The sequence below is a fragment of the Rhizobium sp. Root149 genome (assembly GCF_001427345.1).
GTDB classification, from domain to species: Bacteria; Pseudomonadota; Alphaproteobacteria; order Rhizobiales; family Rhizobiaceae; genus Neorhizobium; species Neorhizobium rhizoryzae.
In genome coordinates, this window is sequence record NZ_LMGD01000011.1 from 1 (window position 1) to 16,700 (window position 16,700).

The 16,700-nt window shown below is 57.3% G+C and carries 16 protein-coding genes and 2 pseudogenes; 9 read left to right on the plus strand and 9 right to left on the minus strand.

The annotated features are described in order from the left end of the window. The 3 genes and pseudogenes from ASD54_RS26075 to ASD54_RS06840 all read right to left on the minus strand — a co-directional run. Window positions 1-806, minus strand: a pseudogene (locus tag ASD54_RS26075) (IS3 family transposase); the annotation flags it as partial. A 671-nt stretch (window positions 807-1,477) separates the two neighbouring features. Further along, window positions 1,478-2,554 (minus strand): catalase family protein, encoded by a 1,077-nt coding sequence (locus tag ASD54_RS06835; protein ID WP_062553875.1) that lies wholly within the window; start codon window positions 2,552-2,554, stop codon window positions 1,478-1,480. A gap of 498 nt (window positions 2,555-3,052) precedes the next feature. Further along, entirely contained in the window at window positions 3,053-3,571 is a 519-nt protein-coding gene (locus tag ASD54_RS06840) for a 2'-5' RNA ligase family protein (protein ID WP_062553876.1), read from the minus strand. Between the two features lie 21 nt (window positions 3,572-3,592). Between ASD54_RS06840 and ASD54_RS27505 the strand changes: the two genes are divergently transcribed. Continuing rightward, complete coding sequence (locus tag ASD54_RS27505; protein ID WP_312224149.1) at window positions 3,593-4,018, plus strand: PAS domain-containing protein; 426 nt, start codon at window positions 3,593-3,595, stop codon at window positions 4,016-4,018. A 274-nt stretch (window positions 4,019-4,292) separates the two neighbouring features. Here the strand turns inward: ASD54_RS27505 and ASD54_RS06845 are convergent, their stop codons facing one another. From ASD54_RS06845 to ASD54_RS26520, 4 genes and pseudogenes are all read right to left on the minus strand, one after another. After that, the gene (locus ASD54_RS06845; protein ID WP_082547123.1) at window positions 4,293-4,895 is read right to left on the minus strand and encodes an SDR family oxidoreductase; all 603 of its coding nucleotides are present in this window, start codon (window positions 4,893-4,895) and stop codon (window positions 4,293-4,295) included. 291 nt (window positions 4,896-5,186) lie between these two features. After that, a pseudogene (locus ASD54_RS06850) lies at window positions 5,187-5,645 on the minus strand (SRPBCC domain-containing protein); the annotation flags it as partial. 2 nt (window positions 5,646-5,647) lie between these two features. Continuing rightward, complete coding sequence (locus tag ASD54_RS06855; RefSeq protein WP_062553878.1) at window positions 5,648-5,989, minus strand: metalloregulator ArsR/SmtB family transcription factor; 342 nt, start codon at window positions 5,987-5,989, stop codon at window positions 5,648-5,650. Between the two features lie 355 nt (window positions 5,990-6,344). Beyond that, entirely contained in the window at window positions 6,345-6,842 is a 498-nt protein-coding gene (locus ASD54_RS26520) for a hypothetical protein (RefSeq protein ID WP_156379113.1), read from the minus strand. A gap of 607 nt (window positions 6,843-7,449) precedes the next feature. On the opposite strand from ASD54_RS26520, the gene ASD54_RS06865 reads away from it, so the two are divergent. The 7 genes from ASD54_RS06865 (at window position 7,450) to ASD54_RS06895 (ending at window position 14,481) form a co-directional block, all read left to right on the plus strand. Further along, entirely contained in the window at window positions 7,450-8,484 is a 1,035-nt protein-coding gene (locus tag ASD54_RS06865) for an ABC transporter substrate-binding protein (protein ID WP_062553879.1), read from the plus strand. Between the two features lie 5 nt (window positions 8,485-8,489). Further along, window positions 8,490-9,299, plus strand: coding sequence for an ABC transporter ATP-binding protein (locus ASD54_RS06870; protein ID WP_156379114.1), 810 nt, complete (start codon window positions 8,490-8,492; stop codon window positions 9,297-9,299). A gap of 56 nt (window positions 9,300-9,355) precedes the next feature. Then, window positions 9,356-10,144 (plus strand): ABC transporter permease, encoded by a 789-nt coding sequence (locus ASD54_RS06875; protein WP_156379115.1) that lies wholly within the window; start codon window positions 9,356-9,358, stop codon window positions 10,142-10,144. Window positions 10,145-10,231: 87 nt separating this feature from the next. Next, window positions 10,232-11,590 (plus strand): FAD-dependent oxidoreductase, encoded by a 1,359-nt coding sequence (locus tag ASD54_RS06880; protein WP_062553882.1) that lies wholly within the window; start codon window positions 10,232-10,234, stop codon window positions 11,588-11,590. Next, complete coding sequence (locus ASD54_RS06885; protein WP_062553883.1) at window positions 11,587-12,747, plus strand: CoA transferase; 1,161 nt, start codon at window positions 11,587-11,589, stop codon at window positions 12,745-12,747. Before ASD54_RS06880 ends, ASD54_RS06885 begins: the two co-directional genes overlap by 4 nt. Further along, on the plus strand, window positions 12,744-13,517 hold the full coding sequence (locus ASD54_RS06890) for an enoyl-CoA hydratase-related protein (RefSeq protein ID WP_062553884.1): 774 nt from the start codon (window positions 12,744-12,746) through the stop codon (window positions 13,515-13,517). Before ASD54_RS06885 ends, ASD54_RS06890 begins: the two co-directional genes overlap by 4 nt. 40 nt (window positions 13,518-13,557) lie before the next feature. Further along, window positions 13,558-14,481: a LysR family transcriptional regulator gene (locus ASD54_RS06895; RefSeq protein ID WP_062553885.1), complete on the plus strand. Its 924-nt coding sequence runs from the start codon at window positions 13,558-13,560 to the stop codon at window positions 14,479-14,481. Window positions 14,482-14,484: 3 nt separating this feature from the next. On the opposite strand, the gene ASD54_RS06900 is transcribed toward ASD54_RS06895, so the two are convergent. Continuing rightward, window positions 14,485-15,369, minus strand: a complete 885-nt coding sequence (locus tag ASD54_RS06900; RefSeq protein ID WP_062553886.1) for a dihydrodipicolinate synthase family protein — start codon at window positions 15,367-15,369, stop codon at window positions 14,485-14,487. Between the two features lie 27 nt (window positions 15,370-15,396). Further along, on the minus strand, window positions 15,397-15,726 hold the full coding sequence (gene fdxA, locus ASD54_RS06905) for a ferredoxin (RefSeq protein ID WP_062553887.1): 330 nt from the start codon (window positions 15,724-15,726) through the stop codon (window positions 15,397-15,399). A gap of 175 nt (window positions 15,727-15,901) precedes the next feature. Here fdxA and ASD54_RS06910 point away from each other — a divergent pair, with 175 nt between their 5' ends. Next, window positions 15,902-16,255: a MarR family winged helix-turn-helix transcriptional regulator gene (locus ASD54_RS06910; protein ID WP_062553888.1), complete on the plus strand. Its 354-nt coding sequence runs from the start codon at window positions 15,902-15,904 to the stop codon at window positions 16,253-16,255. Window positions 16,256-16,700: the final 445 nt, after the last annotated feature.

A 16,700-nucleotide genomic window follows, 5' to 3' on the forward strand; every position in this document is an offset into this window, starting at 1 on the left:
CACCCTGATCGTCTTCGGATAGCCGGTCTTTCGGCAGATGCCTTCGAGGGTCTGGACGACATCCTCGCCGCGATAGGTGAAGCGAGCGTCGGCGGCCGGGCAGTAGCGCGAGTGCGTGTCGACCACGGTCAGGATACGCAGCTTCTTGCCGGTTGCGAGCTGGTCATGAACGAAGTCCATCGCCCAGACATCGTTCGGCCCGACAGCTTCCTGACGATCATCTCGGAGCTTTGCCTTCACACGCCGCTTGGGATGCTTGTTGCGCAGCTGAAGCCCTAACTCGCTGTAAATTCTGCGTGTCTTCTTCATATTGATCTTCCAGCCGTCGCGGCGCAAATGCACATGGACGCGGCGGTAGCCATACCGCACACGTGTCTCGCAAATCTCCTTGATGCGTCGTTCGAGTGGGGCCTGTCCGGTGCGGCGGGATTTGTAGTGGTAGGTCGATGTATCGAACTTCAGGACCTTGCAGGCCCGTCGAATCGATATGCCCCAGTCCACCAGCATCCCGTCGATCAGCTTGCGCTTCCGGACAGGCCTCAGAGCTTTCGGCGGATCACGTCCTGCAGCATCTCGCGGTCCAGCGTCAGATCGGCAACGATCTTCTTCAGCCTGGAGTTCTCATCTTCCAGAGCCTTCAATCGGCGCATCTCGTCGGGCAGCAGACCCGCATACTTCTTGCGCCAATTGAAATAGGTCGCCTGGCTGATCCCCGCCTTCCGGCAAATCTCTGCCACCGGCACGCCGTCGTCGCCCTGCTTCAAAATGAACGCCTTCTGGGCGTCCGAGAACTTCGATGCCTTCATGCTTCCGCTCCTTTTCCCAGCCGGGAAATTACAGCGGAAAACTCCAATTATGAACGGTCCAGTTTTTGGGGATCAGAGCAGNGAACTTCGATGCCTTCATGCTTCCGCTCCTTTTCCCAGCCGGGAAATTACAGCGGAAAACTCCAATTATGAACGGTCCAGTTTTTGGGGATCAGAGCACGATGGATGTGGCGTTTTACAACGGGGTGACAAGAGCACCGCGTGGCTTCCCCACGGTCAGACAGTTGCAATGTTGTGGCGCAACAGCTGCGTCAGCCGGCCGGTTTGTTCGGAGTCGTAGTCTTCCCAGTCGTGAAGCGCCGTCACAGTAATTTCGCGTCAGAAAGCCGGTGTGCAGCGGGCGCTTGTCAGATGTGAAATCGTTGCTTTCGCACTAATCTCGCAAAACTCAAATTGGCGGTGGTTTACCGATTTGAGCCGGGCGCTGGAAACTCGCATGACACCACCCGGCTTCTTCTGTCGGGCCACTTGCTCAAGAACTATTCGGGAGGGTCCCTTGGCGCCGATAACACGTGCGATCGATTTTAATAATCCTGCCGGCAGAATGTCTTCGGGCGCTGGTTCTGAACGGTTTCAGTCACGGATGCTTCCCGATCAAAAAACGGCGAGGTCGCTCCGTCAACTGGAACGCCTCGCGAGATAATATGGGATCAGCGGGATGGTTCGTGGAACGGGCAGCCATTGAACCGGGTACGGAATTCTGCCGAATGTCGGTAGGTATCTTTACGTGCCCGATTAATGTTGCCGAGGGGCTGGTGGGCCTCTAGGCCTGTCCATACGCTGAACCGCATCTCTTCGTCGACCTTCTGGACGTTCGCATCGCTCCAGCTATCCTGTGGCATCGCAGTGACCGTCGCAACTGTGACGAAAGGAGCGTCTTCCTCTTTCCACTCTACCGTCGGATCCTCGATAGGCTGTTGCTCCAAATTACGACAAAGCTGGACCTGGAATTCCCATACTCCGTGGGTTTCCTGCATTTCTGCCTGAACAGTCTCGCGAATGGCATTTTCTTGGACGCTTGCGTCGATCAGGGTATCCGTCCGTTTAGTCAGGTCAGGCGAGATCGGCTTCAATTTGAACTTGGCAACATAGTCGCCGTAGCGGAACGGTGTAACGCTAAAATAAGTCTCGCCGAGTGGATCGGAGTTCGGCCCGCCGCCGAGCGATTGAATGGTCGGGCTCGCGACACCGACAGCCTCAAGGCCCTTGTTCACCGTTTGAAGCACGCTTGACATCACAGTCTTGGTGCCTTCCATCCGGTTTGTCGTTTTGGCGAGGAGCTTCAGACTTGACAGGAATTTCTTCGCGTTTGGTGCCTGGAATACGGGTCCATTGACCATGATGAAGTCTTGGGTGGAACCTTCGGCATCGGGAAGGCGCGGCCCTTCAACATCCAGCACTTTCATGGCCAAACCTCGCGGCAGAGAGACGGCATCGGGGAGAATGTCGCCCGCATTCGTCGATAGGCGCAAGAAAACCTTATGAACTCCGGGCGTCGCGAACATCCCCTGGGCCAACTCAGGCGACAGGCCGTCTGCGATCGTCATTTCCGCTTCGATGATGCCATGTGATTTTGCATGCACAGACCGCACGGCATGACCATAGTCTTCTGCGGTCTTTTGCATGATGACATCGAATTGTTGATTGAGGCCAGCAATTGTCTCGTGCTCATCGTCGTTGATGGTCTCGAGATCAGATGAAAAGTGGATGGGTGGCGATATCGACATGAGGCGCTTCCTGTAAAGCGGCAAAACGCGACGCGTGGATTTAAGGTTCCGCCCTTTCCGCAAGCGTCGGCGTTTTGATAGGCCCTCTTAGGGTTGGGCAAGACCATCTGCCCAATCGGTGGCACCGCAACGTTCGCGCCTCCGGAAAATTGAAAAACGAACGCTTGCTCCATTCGGTGTCGACGATCCAACACGCTTCTCGATTACCGGCAGCAGGCCAATTCCGACTACCTTCATTCTTATCGAAGCGATGCACCTCCTCCCGCAAAGCTTCGGTTTCAGACGGCCCACTCCTCCTGCCAAGAATCGTCTGTCGGAACACCGGCACTCCTCCTCCCAGCCGTTGTTTAAGTTTTTTCGGAAAGCCTGCCGCACCTCCTCCCGCGGCAGGCTTTTTCGTTTTGGGGTTAAGTTGCCAACGCTGAGGTCAATGCCCATCACTGCTGGGATGAAGGCGTAGCTTCCGAGCAGTTCGAGTTGGCGCCGTGACGATTCGTATCAGCGAACTTGGCCAAATATGGCTAAGCTTTCGTGCTGCCACGGACCGCCGAGATACCGCCAAAGATCAAGGCCGATAATCTCGATCGTATGCGGCTGAAACTCTCTCGTTAGCGCTGCATGAAGGGAATCCGCTGCCAGTTTCGAGACCTTGTTCTGGATTGTGATGTGGGGCTGCCATTTTTGCATGTCCTGCCCACCCAGCCATGGCATGAAGGCTCGCCTCAGTATGGCGTGGATGGCCTGAAGCTCTGGACTGACAATTGAAAACGCGACACCCGCACCGAGATGACGAAGGCCACTGACGACAGCCGTGATTGGAGCATGCCCTGCCGCAACATCTATCAGATGCTGGACAACCTGTTCCTTGTATTCGCCGGGAATACGGTGAAACATTGTCAGGTGGGCGCGAAGAAAGTTTCGGTCTCGCGGAAAGTTCGCCTGACGAAGACGGTCAAACGGCTCAAGGTCGCTGTCGTAAATGTGTGCTGTCAGGATCAGCGGCTTAAGCGTTTTCAAAGTACCAGACCGTCCTTCCGCGTGTCAGAAATTGAGATCGAGCTGCGGTTGTTCCGCAGCAGCCGCACCGACCGTTTGAATGAATATTCGGTTGCAAGCTGCGTCAATGCGATATCGATAATCTTCGCAACATCTGCCACGGGTTGCGCTATTGCCCAAGATTTGGCCGCTGCAACAAAACTGTCCCATAGCGCCGACGCCCGAAGCCCGGGCGTTCCCATCGTCTTTGTCAATGAGGCATTCCTGAAGCTAACAGGCTATGATCGCTTAGAGGTCATAGGCAGAAATTGCCGCTTCTTGCAGGGGCCGGCAACGAATGGCGACGACATCGCCCAGATACGCCTTGCTCTTGCTTCCGCGTCACCATTGAAATTGATCTCCTCAACTACAAAAAGGATGGCACCCCCCCTTTTGGAACCGCCTGTTCATCAAGCCCGTATTCCATAACGCCAGATCCCACATTTTGCTCGACAGCCCGTTAAGTTTACGATGCCTTGCAACCACTTGACGCCAGTGACCACTTTGCATGCCGATTGGCGGCCGCTTTTGTCGGCTAGTGACGGTCAATGCGCTCGGTGTTACGCCGACGGGCTTTCAGACAGGTGGCTTAAACTCAGAAATCGTTGAGAATGCAGTGCAGGTAGGTGGCCAAACGAGTGCTTTCGAAGAAAGAACCCGCTCGGCTGGCCGAGCGGATTAGACGTCAGGAAGGCGGATGCCGTCACCAGGCGGTGAAGCCGCCGTCAAGAACCAGGTTGGCGCCGGTCATGTAAGTGGAGGCGTCGGAGCCGAGAAATTGCACGATTGGGCCAAACTCTTCGATCTCTGCCTGGCGGCCCATGGGGACCCGCTCAAGGAATGCATCGATGAACTCCTTGTCGAAAGAGCCGGTTTTGACGCCGCCGAAGGTTACGAGATTGACTCGTACGCCCTTCTTCGCCCAATAGGTTGCGAGATAGCGGGTCATGTTCACCAGGCCGGATTTCGAGGCGGCGTAGGAGATCGCCTTGATGAACGGCTTTCCGTCGCGGGCTTCGCGATAGGCATAGAGCGCTTGGTTAGGCGACACAAGACCATACATTGAGCCGACCATGATGATGGAGCCGCGACCGGCCTCGGCCATTTTGCTGCCGATCACCTGGGTGGTCAGCATCACGCCCGTGAGGTTGGTGTCGATCACTTCGTCCCAGTATTTTTGCGGATAGTCCTCGAATGGGGCATTCTGGTCTGCATCGCCATTCGGCTTGCTGTCGATGCCGGCATTGTTGATGAGGATGTGCGGCACGCCCCATTCAGCGATCAGTTGGTCGGTTGCAACAGGAATACCCGTGTCTTCCTAGTTCGAGTTTATAATTGCCTGCATAAATCCTGCGTCACGCCCAGGCGGAGCACCAAAGAGGTGTTTGTACCAGCGACTGACATGTGAAGCGCCTTTGTAACCCAATTTATGCGAGACATTGCCTGCGTCCGCCTGGCGGGAAACCATGAGACGACGCGCGCCATGTGTGGACGGCTCCAGATTTGCAAGAGTTTTGTTCTGCACCTCGCTGGTCGGAGCGGCCATCTGTCCGGGCTTTGGATCCGGCACAGAAACAGGCCGCTGGCCATAATTGCTTCAGTGCGATGCCGCCAAACGTTCCAGTTTGGTCAGTGTTTGCTGCCCCAGTTCTTCCGCTCCGAAGCCCTTGGCCGTCTGGTATTCGGCAGCCGTGCTGAAGATCATCGTCAGGGTTACCTTGGTTGTGCCATCCTCTTCCTCCATCGCCACGATGGCGTCAGCATGCTTGGGTCCGTTCTCGCCCCAAAGCAGCGCATATCGTATTCGCTCCTCAGGCTGAACCTCGTGGTAAAGGTGGTGGTTCGGGAAAGCCGTTCCCTCCGGCGCTATCATGTCGAAGACCCATTCGCCGCCGCTGCGCAACTCGATCCTCCTTGTTCGGCAGGAAAAGCCTTCCGGCCCCCACCACAAAGGTAGCGTTTCCGGGTTCATCCACACGCTCCAAACAACGGATCGCGGCGCCCTGATGATCCGCTGCAGCACCATGGTCCGGTCGGCAGTACTCTCGATATCGTCCATCATTTCTCACACCCTTTCATTGTCTTCATCAGAAAGGAGTCCAGCCCTTCCAGCCGAGCGTCCCAAAGCGCTTCTTGCTGCTTGAGCCATGTTCGGGTGGGATCAAATGCCTCAGGCACGATGGCGCAGGTCCGAACCCGTCCATCCTTCGCCGTGGTTATCAGCCCCGCTTCCTCCAGCACCGAGAGATGCCGCATCACAGTTGGCAGTTGCAGTCTCGTCGGTTCCGCGAGATCAGTCACGCTGACCGGCCCCTCGGCGAGCTTGGTCAACATTGATCGACGCGTCGGGTCCGCAAGCGCGTGGAACAAGAGCGAGAGAGTGGGATCATGCTTAGCCATAATGCAATGTTATCGTGATCGACGCCGCATGCGACAAAAACTTTGCTGACTAGCTAAGTGTTCGGAAAAATCGACAGCGTTCAGGATTGCGGCGGCCTGTCAGGATGGCTAGGTATGAGCTTATAACGGGCCGACTATACTCGTCCCGATGACCCGTTTCCCGCATTCCAAATGCCACTATCATGATCTGCCTGATTTATCTGCCGGCTTGGATCCAGCGTAGAAGTGGGGCACTTCTGATCACGGAAGCAAGGTGGCGGTCCTGAAATCTGAGAAGCAGCCCCGCGCGCCGGGGGCTGTCGGTCCCGGGTCCCGGCGTTGCCGGTGCTATGCTGACCCTCCTGCGGCAACCCTTTTAGCCGGTCTTGCGGGAGGCGAACGGCTTTCGCGGTCTCCGCTTCATCTGGTATGCCCATTTGTTTCGAGCGTTCTTGCGCGCCAGACAACCGTCACTACACGATGAGTGCCAGCAGTGACGTCTTGCTGCCATCGCTTGATATGCGAACGCTCGCATGTTTTGTCGTTGCCGACAGATGACAGGGATAAGAAGCACCGAATAGCAGAGCAGTTCGACATGTTTTCGAAAGGGTGCCGGCTTGTCGGTGTTCGCCTGCCCATCCTCCCCACGTCTTGCCAATTCGGTTTGGGCGTCGAAGCGAAGGTCTGCGTTCCGGTCGCGAAGATAGTCCTGCAGCGCATCCATGCGGAGCCGATCCCAACTCTCGCCGCGATCCGGCCGGAACGGAACGCGCCGGAGAAGGCCGGGTTCAGTGCTCGACTGCAAAAACCGCTCGATCGATGCACTATTCGACAGCTCGCGCAGGTGATGCGCTGTGACGTAGGCATCTTGCATGGCGCGATGCGCCGGCAGCCCGTGGACCAAGCCTTCGGGTCTGCGTTGATACCGTAGCATCTGGTTGGAAAACCGTGTCAGGTCTGGCCAGACACACAGCTCGCATTGCCAGGTACAGATCCACGGTCCGCCTCCGCTGAGGCGCGGCGCTGGATGGCTGGAGCGACGTCTTTCCAAACGGGCGCTTAGGCGATTTACTCGTCGAGAAATGTGATGGATTGCCATCGTCTCGGCGGAGATTGGCCACCCCGGATTAACGAGGTGCGCGCCCCGTTACCGGGTCAAATTCGACCGGCCATCGTCAGTGAGGACCGCATCCTGCCAGCCGATACGGACGCAGATTTTCGAAATTGTAAGTGATTCTCTCTCTTGTTCCAACGATCGTAAATCGAAACCGAGCTGTAGGAGTTCCGCGTCGCCGCCAAAGCGGAAACCAACACAAGTTGATTGTCGACGGAATAGAGCCTCTTCGCCGGAGAAGCCGCGTTCCACATCATTTGCCGAAACGGCAACGGATTGCGCGCAAAATTATTCTTTATGCGAACGCATGCTTCGGCAATGATCCCTTTAATGAGAATCTCTTAAACAACAGAGAGAGGGGAACGACATGTCGGAATTCGCAGTCAGCAGAAGAGGTTTCATCCAATCCGCCATGGCGATCGGTGGCATTGCCGCAGCCCAGACGCTTCTTACCATAGAGCCTGCTTCGGCGGCCTCGCCCACAAAAATTCGCATGCAACTCGGTTGGCTTGCGTCGAACGGTTTGCTTGGCGAAGTCGTTGCGATGAAGAAGGGGTACTACGCGGAGCAAGGTCTCCAGTTGGAGATTGTTCCCGGTGGCCCGAACGTTGATGGTGTTGCCGGGGTGGCATCGGGTCAGGCTTCAATTGGTCAGATTTCGTCCAGTCCATCGGTGATGCTCGCCAGAGGCGCGGGTGTGCCGATCAAGGCTATAGCGGCAGGATATCAAAAGCACCCTTATGCCTATTTCTCCCGCAAGAGTAAGCCGATCCGCACGGCGCAGGACATGATCGGCAAGACGGTCGCCATTCAGCCAACCGGCGCTATCCTGCTGCGTGCGCTTCTCGCGAAGAACAATGTGCCCGAAGACAAGGTCAAGATCGTCAACATGGGCGCAGATATGAACCAGTTGGTCACTGGTCAGGCAGACGCCGTTGTTGGCTGGATCACTAACACCAACGCTCTCAAAGTGCTGGGCGAGGATAGGGTAGACCTGATGCTCTGGGATACAGGGATCCAGCTTTACGCAAACGTATATTATACCACGGACAAGGAGTTGGCAGAGCATCCGAAGGAACTTGCCGGATGGATGGCAGCAACCGCCCGTGGATGGGGCTATGCCCGCGCCCACCAGGAAGAGGCCGTGAACCTTCTGGTCGAAGCCTTCCCCAATCTCGATAAGGCCAGCGAGATGGAGGCAATCGGTCCTTTGATGAAGTTCGCCTTCAATGAAACCACCAAGACGGGCGGCTGGGGCGCAATGACCAAGGAGAACTGGTCTGCCCAGATCAAGTCCTATGCGGATCTCGGACAGTTCAAGGAAAAAGTGCCAACAGTGGACGATGTCATGACCCTGTCTGTGCTCGAGGCGACAGCCGATATCCGCAAACAGGTGGGATAACGCTCATGGCTTTGGCTCAGCAAAAAATCGACATGCAAGCGCCGGATCCCGTTTCTTCGGCAGTGTCGGTGGATCATCTCGACGTCCGCTTCGGGAGCGGGCAATCGGAGTTCACGGCTCTGAAGGATGTCAGCCTGACAATCCCGAGGGGAGCGCTGGTGACGTTGATCGGACCGTCGGGTTGTGGAAAGTCCACGCTTTTGCGCTGCATCGCCGATCTCGTCCACATCAGCGAAGGGTCGATTTCCGTGCTGGGCCGCACGCCGCAGCAGGCACGCGAGGGACGCGATTTTGCCTTTGTGTTTCAGGAAGCAACGCTCCTTCCGTGGCGTACAGCAATTGAAAATGTCCGGCTGCCGCTCGAAGTTGGCAAGCGCGAGGATACGTCAGGCTATGCCGATCCTGGGAAGCTTCTGGCACTCGTCGGACTAAAAGGTCGCGAGAACGCGCTGCCGCACGAACTTTCAGGGGGCCAGAGGCAACGCGTCGCCATCGCCCGCGCATTGGTCACACGCCCGCGCATCCTTTTGATGGACGAGCCATTCGGAGCGCTGGATGAAATCACGCGCGACAAGCTGAACGAGGAACTGCTCCGGCTATGGAAGGAAACGGGCACCACCATCGTCTTCGTCACGCATTCGATCCCGGAAGCCGTGTTCCTTGGCGAATATGTGCTGATGCTGGCCGCCCATCCGGGCAGGGTAAAGGAATTCATGAAGGTGGAGCTGCCCTCCGAACGTGGCCTTGCGATGCGTGACACAGTCGAATTCATCCGCATCACTGCGCATCTTCGTCGTCTTCTGGAGGAATGCTGATGGCCGACTCTATCCATTCCATTGCACCCGCAAATGCTCGGCCAGGGGAAGGCGCAATGCGGCGGGCCATGCGGACAAACCGATTGCTGGCACCAGTCGTCGATAACCTTCCCGCAGTTCTTGCCATTGCCGGATGTGTTCTGCTCTGGCAGCTCATTGTCTGGGGCTTTTCGGTGCCGACATTCATGGCACCAAGTCCGGTCGCGGTTCTGTATGCCTTCAAGGAAAACGGCGCGATACTGTGGAGCAATCTGCTACCGACCCTTCTGGAGGCGGCCCTTGGTTTCGTATTCGGAAACCTGGTAGCGGTTCTGCTGGCGGTCTGGTTCGTCTATAGTCCGCTGGCGGAAAAGGCTTTTTATCCAATCGCCGTCATCATCAAGTCAATCCCCATCATAGCCCTGGCGCCAATCCTCGTATTGTTGGTAGGCAATGGCATTGCGCCGAAGATCATCATTGCCGGGTTGATCTGCTTCTTCCCGACTTTGGTCAACATGGTACAAGGGCTGAAATCGGCGAGCCCGGCCATGCTCGATCTGATGCGGGTTCTGTCAGCCAGCAATAGCGAGATTTTCTGGAAGGTCCGTCTTCCAGCCTCTCTGCCATTCCTGTTTGCGGCCCTGAAAATCGCGGCGACCAGCAGCGTCATGGGTGCAATCGTGGCAGAATGGATTGGCTCAAGTTATGGGCTCGGCGCGCTGATCATCGAAGCAACCTATAACTTCCGCTCGCCATTGCTCTACGCAACGGTGGTTATCGCCGCGACGCTGGCCGTGGTGCTGTTCTTCGTCGTGTCCATTGCGGAGAAGAAGGTCATCCGCTGGAAGCCCTCCAGCCACGAATAGACCTCCACCAACCTGAAACCAGAATAATCGCGCGTCCTGCAGACTGCGCAACCCTTCACCGTGCCGGCATCACCGGGAGGAACGACCATGCACGCTACCATTCACATCCCTCAGCGCCCCGCGACTATTGTCGATAGATCCGATGTCGTTGTCGTCGGCGGTGGACCCGCCGGAATATCGGCCGCTATTTCTGCTGCCCGAAATGGCGCGTCAGTCACGCTCATCGAGCGCTATCCTTATCTCGGCGGCCTGGCTGCTGGCGGCATGGTGCTTGTGCTGGATGATATGGTGAATGGTCTGGAGATCACCGTTCAGGGCATCTGCACCGAGATGATCGAGCGCATGCGCTCCAAAAACCTCTGCGTCGTGCCGGATGAGAATGACCGTCAGATCGATCAACGCGACTTGCCGGAGAGCTGGCGTCGCTGGGCACGCTGGGGTCTCTTCGATTTCCACACGCCGACCGCGCCACATCCCATCTGCTATGCCGCCGCCTTCGATCCTGATGGTTTCAAACAAGTGGCCTACGACATTTTCTCCGAATGCCGTATCAAGCTTCGCACCCATAGCTGGTTCTCCTCGGCAATCGTTGAAGACGGGGTCATCAAGGGCGTGGTGTGCCAGACCAAGTCCGGTCTCGAAGCCATCATGGCGGGCGTCGTGATCGATGCGACCGGGGATCTGGATGTGGCTGCCAATGCCGGTGCCTCGCATATTGAGGATACGTTTATCCTTACCACCGTCTCGCGCTGGGGCGGCGTCGATACGGAAGCTGCGGAACGTTTTGAGTTTGAGGAGCCGGAAGCCTTCAAGGCGCTCGATCATGAAGCCAAGCGTCTCATCGGCGGTTGCTGGTCTTATTGGTGGCTGAAGACGCCGCTGCCGGGCGTGATCTGGCTCAACTGCCCGCATATGCCGAAACTCTCCGGCCTCAAGGTTGAGGATCTGGCGGCGGCGGAAGTGGAGGGCAGGGCGCGGATGGGTCGCTTGATGGAGTTCGCCCGTGCCAAGCTTCCAGGGTTTGAGGACGCCTATGTGGTGGATTTTGCACCACAGACGGGGGTGCGCCAGACGCGCATGTTGCAGGGTGAATATGTGGTGACCAAGGATGACGTGATGAGCCGCAGGCATTTTGCGGATACCGTCTGCCGCGGCCGCGACTACTACACACCCTACCGCGCCATGCTGCCCAAGGAAGTGGATCAGTTGCTGGTGGCCGGTCGCCATTATTCGGCAACGCCGCAGGCGCAAAAATCCAGCCGTGAAATACCACCTTGCATGGCTATGGGCGAGGCGGCAGGCATCGCTGCCACTGTGGCCCTCAATGCCGGAACGACTGTGCGTAAAGCCGATATCAAATCCATACAAAAACAGATGCGCGCGCAAGGGGCCGATCCGGGCGATACCCCTTCCGCAAATGCCAGCTACCTGGAGGCAGCCGAATGAACACTCTTCCCCTTTCCGGCATTCGTGTCGTGGATTTCACGCAAGTGATGCTTGGCCCCTGCTGCACGCAGATGCTGGGTGACTACGGCGCCGATGTCATCAAGATAGAGAAGGAGAAGATCGGCGATCTCTCCCGTTGGTCGCTGGGCTCGGATCCAGACGGTCTGAACAACCCGGTCTTCTGCTCGCTCAATCGCAACAAGCGCAGTCTGGCGCTGGATCTGAAACGGGAAGATGCGCGCGCAAGCGTGCTGGCGCTGATCGATCAGGCGGATGTCGTCGTCAACAATTTCCGCCCCGGTGTGATGGAGCGGATGGGGTTTGGCTATGAGGCGCTGAAAAAGCGCAACCCCAAGCTCATCTATGCTGTCGGCACCGGCTACGGTCTGACGGGTCCCTACGAGCACAAGGGCGGACAGGATGTGCTTGCTCAGGCGGTATCCGGCGTCATGCGGCGCAAGTCCGATCAGAGCCATCCGCTTTCCATCTACGCCACGCCGCTCGCGGATTTCTCAGCAGGCATGCATCTCGTACAGGGAATTCTGCTGGCGCTTCTTCATCGCGGAAAAACCGGGGAGGGCCAGCAGGTGGCTGTCAGCCTCTATTCCTCCATGCTTGCCATGCAGATGCAGGAAGGCACAGTGCATATGATGCGCAACAAGGAGCTGAACTGGGGCGCCTTTCCGCTGACCGGCGTCTTCGAGACGACCGACAGTGCAATCGTCATGGTCGGCGCCTTCAAGCAGAACCCGCTGCAGGATATCTGCAAGGCGCTGGAGATCGAGGATCTGTCAGCCAATCCGCGCTATGCCAATTTCGACGTTCAGATGCAGCATCGCCCGGAATTGCAGACCGTCTTCCGCGAGGAGTTCAAGAAGAATTCAACCGCCCATTGGGTCAAGCGCCTCGAGGAGGTGGATATACTCTGTGCGCCGGTTCGCACCATTGCCGAAGCGCTCGAAGACGAGCAGACGCTGATCAACCGCATGATCCTGGAGGCCGGGGAAACTGCGGCAGGGCCAATCCGGTTGATCGGCTCGCCCATCGATATGTCCGCCGCGCCGGTCAGCGTTCGTATTCCGCCGCCGCGCCTTGGTGAGCACAACGGTGAAATCCTCGCATCCATTGGCCCGGATGGCCGTGAGGATGCGGCATGAGCGTACAGTTCGTGGTGATTGATCGGGTCGCGCGGGTCACGCTTGAACGGCCCGAGCGAATGAATGCTGTCGATGCCGCGACGGAAGCTGCACTCGAAGCAATCTGGCAGGAAATCGAGGGCCGCGACGACATCAGCTGCGTGGTGCTGACTGGGTCCGGCGCAAAAGCCTTCTGTGCCGGTGCGGATATGAAGGGAGTCGATAAATCCGGCATCGAATATTGGGCGGAAGATCGGCCCAATGGCTTCGGCGGGCTTTCCTTCCGCCGCAGTCTTGATGTTCCGGTGATTGCACGCGTCAATGGCTTTGCGCTCGGCGGCGGGTTCGAGATGGTGCTCGGCTGCGATATCGTGATTGCCGCATCGAATGCTCGTTTCGGCCTGCCAGAGGCGCGGGTGGGGCGCATGCCGCTCGATGGCGGCATGGTGCTGCTGCAACGGAAAATTCCACATAATCGCGCCATGGCCGTTCTGATGACCGGCCGGCAATTCAGCGCCGCCGAGATGTACGAATTCGGGATTGTCAATGAAGTTGTGCAACCCGAGTATCTGGACGAAGCGGTCGAGCGCTGGGTCAGTGAAATTGTTGCCTGTGCGCCGCTGTCGCTGAAGGCCATCAAGCATACGGTCAATCGGACGGGGCATCTTTCGCCTGCCGAGGCGCAGGCCTTGCGCACCAAGCCGCTTGTCCGTGCTCTGCAAAGCGAAGACGCGCAGGAAGGCGTGACAGCTTTTCTCGAGAAGCGAAAGCCGGTCTGGAAGGGACGCTGAGCTTGCGGTAAAACTATGGATGTGAACCGCCGGAGACGCCATGCACGCCAGCATCCTCAAGTATTTTGCGGCCGTTGCCCGCTCCGGCTCCATTCGCAAGGCCTCCGAAGAGTTGCATGTGGCGACCTCCGCGCTCAGTCGCCAGATCAAAAAGCTGGAGGATGAGCTCGGCATCCCATTGTTCGAGCGGCTGCCGGACGGGTTGCGGCTGACGGGGGCAGGAAGGATCGTGCTTCGCCATGCTAAGGCCACGCTGCAGGATTACGAGGTCATGCGAGGCGAGCTTGGTGATCTCGCCGGGAAAATCACCGGTCGAATTCCGATTGCGTGTCTGGACAGTCTGGCGATCACTTTCATGCCTCAGTGCCTGACGGATTTCATGCGCAGCCATCCGGCAGTCGACTTTCGCATTCGCACGGAAAATTATGCCCGGATATTTCGCTTGCTGACGGATGACGATGTGGATGTGGGCATCACATTCGATATCGCCCGGCCCGGTGATGTGCGCCTGCTTTCGTCGGTGCCTATGCCCATCATGGCAATTGTTGCGAAGGGGCACCCGCTGGCCAAGATGAAAACAGTCTCCGTCGAGCAATGCGCCCAGTTCAAGCTCCTGCTGCAACTCGATAATGACGTGACAAGCTGGATGTTTTCGCTGGAACTCGGCGCGCTGGAGCGGCATGCTCGTGCATTGGTTTCCAGCAACAATCAGATGATGCTGAAGCCACTGATCCTTTCCGGCGCGGGTGTCGCCTTCTATACGCCCATGGGCTTTTACGAGGAATTGAAGTCGGGTGAAGTGCTGGCGCTGCCGATTTCCGGCGTCAGAAACGAAGCCGCGCAATTGGGCGTGATCATTCCCAGAACCCGCAAGTTGCCCTATGCATCGGAGGTCATGGCCGGATATCTCTCTGACCGCCTCGCAAAGTTTGCGGCGACGATCGAGGAGATCGTCGCCCGTTGAGGTTCAGGCGGCCTTTTCACGGGCCTCAACCAGATCCGCCAGAGACGATTGTGCAGCCGGATCGGTCAGCGGCATATTGGGCGGCATGACATTCGACCAGACCTGATTTCCGCTGCGGCGACCTACCAGATGCTTGACGGCTGCGACCAGCGGATAGGCGGCAATGCCGGTTCTGAGCTCTCGAACGTGTGTCTGAAGTTCAGCGTTTTCTTGATCCCGCCACAGGAGATCGGAGCAGCGAGGATCGACATTGACGGAGGCTGAGATGCAGCCGGCAAAGCCTGACTGATCCGCTTGCGCCAATGATGTTTCGCTGCTGGGGAAGACCGCGAAATCTGCGATCGCCGTGAGTTCGCGAGCGTAATCCAGATTGCCGGAACTGTCCTTCGCACCCTTGAGACGCTCGGGAAAAGCTGCCTTGAGGCGCGCGGCAAAGGACGGGCTGAATGCGATGCCGGTAAGCTGCGGGAAGTTATAGAGGTAGATGTCGATGGGGCGATCCGCCGTCGCCTCGATGATCCGGCTGAACCAGGCAAACAGCCCATCTTCCGCTACGGGCTTGTAATAGAAGGGCGGCAAGACGAGAGCTGCCGCAAATCCGAGTTCAGCGGCAAGTTTCGTCAATTCGATCGTGGTGGCCAGGTCTGGCACTGCCGTTCCCACCATCAGGCGAGAACGGTCAAGTTGCGTCGCCGCAGCTGTCATGACCTGCTTGCGCTGAGCAACGGAAAGCGAATTGGCTTCGCCCGTCGTGCCAAGCACGTTGAGAGCGGAAGCACCATTGTTCAGGCACCATTGGCAATGTTCGATGAAGGCATCGATGGCGATTTCGCCGTTTGCTGTAAACGGCGTCGGTACGGCGGGGATCACCCCCTTGATATTGGACATGCTGCAATCTTCTCCCCAGGGAATTGTTTAAGCGGATAGCTTCTCGAATGATGCGATGGCGGGATGATCGACGGGCAGCATTACCTTTTCCCAGCCGCCCGGAGAGCCGAGGCCGCTGACGCTCGCCGAGAAGAATTCCCTGTTGATCTCGATGAAGTCTCGGGCATCGGCTTTGATCTCCTCATCCCAGGCAATTGCATCAACGGGACAGATCGACAGGCAAAGGCCGCAATTGATGCATTCATCCGGGTGAATGTAGAACATTCGCCCGCCCTCGTAGATACAATCGACTGGACAGGCCGCGGTGCAGGCTCCGTCCTTCACATCGATGCAGGGACTGGTGATGACATAGGCCATGCGCAACGCTCCTCGTCTGCGCCACTTGATGCAGGACGCGATCAGCGCATGGTTTCAGAACGAGGCGTTGCTGGGAAGTTGAGAGTTGAGAACTGTTCGTTGCCGTAAAAGCAACGGAGGTTTCCGGGCAGCAAAAAACATGATCGCCCCGACATGAATGACCGACCGTATGTGAATGACCAAGGGGGCCATCACGAAGCTCGCGGATAGCCTTACCGCGCGCGGATATCTCATCCGGCTCACCGACCCGACTGACCGGCGAACCCAAATCCTGAACATCACGCAGAAGGCTTTTGACATCCTGCCGGCCCTGGCTGCGCTGGCTGACGAAAATTCTGAAGAATCGTTTGGGGATCTGCACCAGACTGAGCGGGAAATGCTCGCGCAACTGCAAAAAAAGATCGTCGAGGGATATGGAATAACCACCCGACCTTGCCCCCAAGTTTTATTCAGTTTTGAGTTCGCTCCAACGGTTGTTGAAGTGCACCCCGATTTTGGGCCAGCGGGAGCTGGAATTTTCCGGGGTTAAGGCTCAATTCGGCGGGGGTGCCGATGAACCGTTTCCTCTATGAACCACGCTTGATCACCAAAAACTGGCGTTGCGTGCTTATCATCCATGGTTTAGCCTCAGAAGGCATCTTTGCCAAAAATTGAGCCAGCGAGAATGCTCTGGCATGAGTAAGGATCAGCCGAGTTTCTCCATAAACTGCTCTTTTAGCTTTTTATCATATGCTCGCGTCAGAAGTTGGCGTGAGAGCATTTCGCTTGGGCGGTTGTGACTATGCGCGAACAGGTGGCTCCAGTTCACTCTGAATGAAACCACCAGTATAACCGATGGTCCTACCGAATGTCGGATGCCTGGAAAGTCCTTGTTGGTAACCTTGCCGCAGTTGCATTCATAGTATCGTTATGGGCCCATCTGTCATATCGGCTTCATCGCCTAACTCGAATACAGCGAGCAGTGGGGCTTGGCG

Excerpts from the sequence above, each read along its gene's own strand:
- ASD54_RS06835 (WP_062553875.1), bottom strand. The coding sequence starts at position 2,554 with ATGTCGATATCGCCACCCATCCACTTTTCATCTGATCTCGAGACCATC.
- ASD54_RS06855 (WP_062553878.1), bottom strand. The coding sequence starts at position 5,989 with ATGGCTAAGCATGATCCCACTCTCTCGCTCTTGTTCCACGCGCTTGCG.
- ASD54_RS26520 (WP_156379113.1), bottom strand. The coding sequence starts at position 6,842 with ATGCAAGATGCCTACGTCACAGCGCATCACCTGCGCGAGCTGTCGAAT.
- ASD54_RS06865 (WP_062553879.1), top strand. The coding sequence starts at position 7,450 with ATGTCGGAATTCGCAGTCAGCAGAAGAGGTTTCATCCAATCCGCCATG.
- ASD54_RS06870 (WP_156379114.1), top strand. The coding sequence starts at position 8,490 with ATGGCTTTGGCTCAGCAAAAAATCGACATGCAAGCGCCGGATCCCGTT.
- ASD54_RS06875 (WP_156379115.1), top strand. The coding sequence starts at position 9,356 with ATGCGGCGGGCCATGCGGACAAACCGATTGCTGGCACCAGTCGTCGAT.
- ASD54_RS06880 (WP_062553882.1), top strand. The coding sequence starts at position 10,232 with ATGCACGCTACCATTCACATCCCTCAGCGCCCCGCGACTATTGTCGAT.
- ASD54_RS06885 (WP_062553883.1), top strand. The coding sequence starts at position 11,587 with ATGAACACTCTTCCCCTTTCCGGCATTCGTGTCGTGGATTTCACGCAA.
- ASD54_RS06890 (WP_062553884.1), top strand. The coding sequence starts at position 12,744 with ATGAGCGTACAGTTCGTGGTGATTGATCGGGTCGCGCGGGTCACGCTT.
- ASD54_RS06895 (WP_062553885.1), top strand. The coding sequence starts at position 13,558 with ATGCACGCCAGCATCCTCAAGTATTTTGCGGCCGTTGCCCGCTCCGGC.
- ASD54_RS06900 (WP_062553886.1), bottom strand. The coding sequence starts at position 15,369 with ATGTCCAATATCAAGGGGGTGATCCCCGCCGTACCGACGCCGTTTACA.
- fdxA (WP_062553887.1), bottom strand. The coding sequence starts at position 15,726 with ATGGCCTATGTCATCACCAGTCCCTGCATCGATGTGAAGGACGGAGCC.
- ASD54_RS06910 (WP_062553888.1), top strand. The coding sequence starts at position 15,902 with ATGACCAAGGGGGCCATCACGAAGCTCGCGGATAGCCTTACCGCGCGC.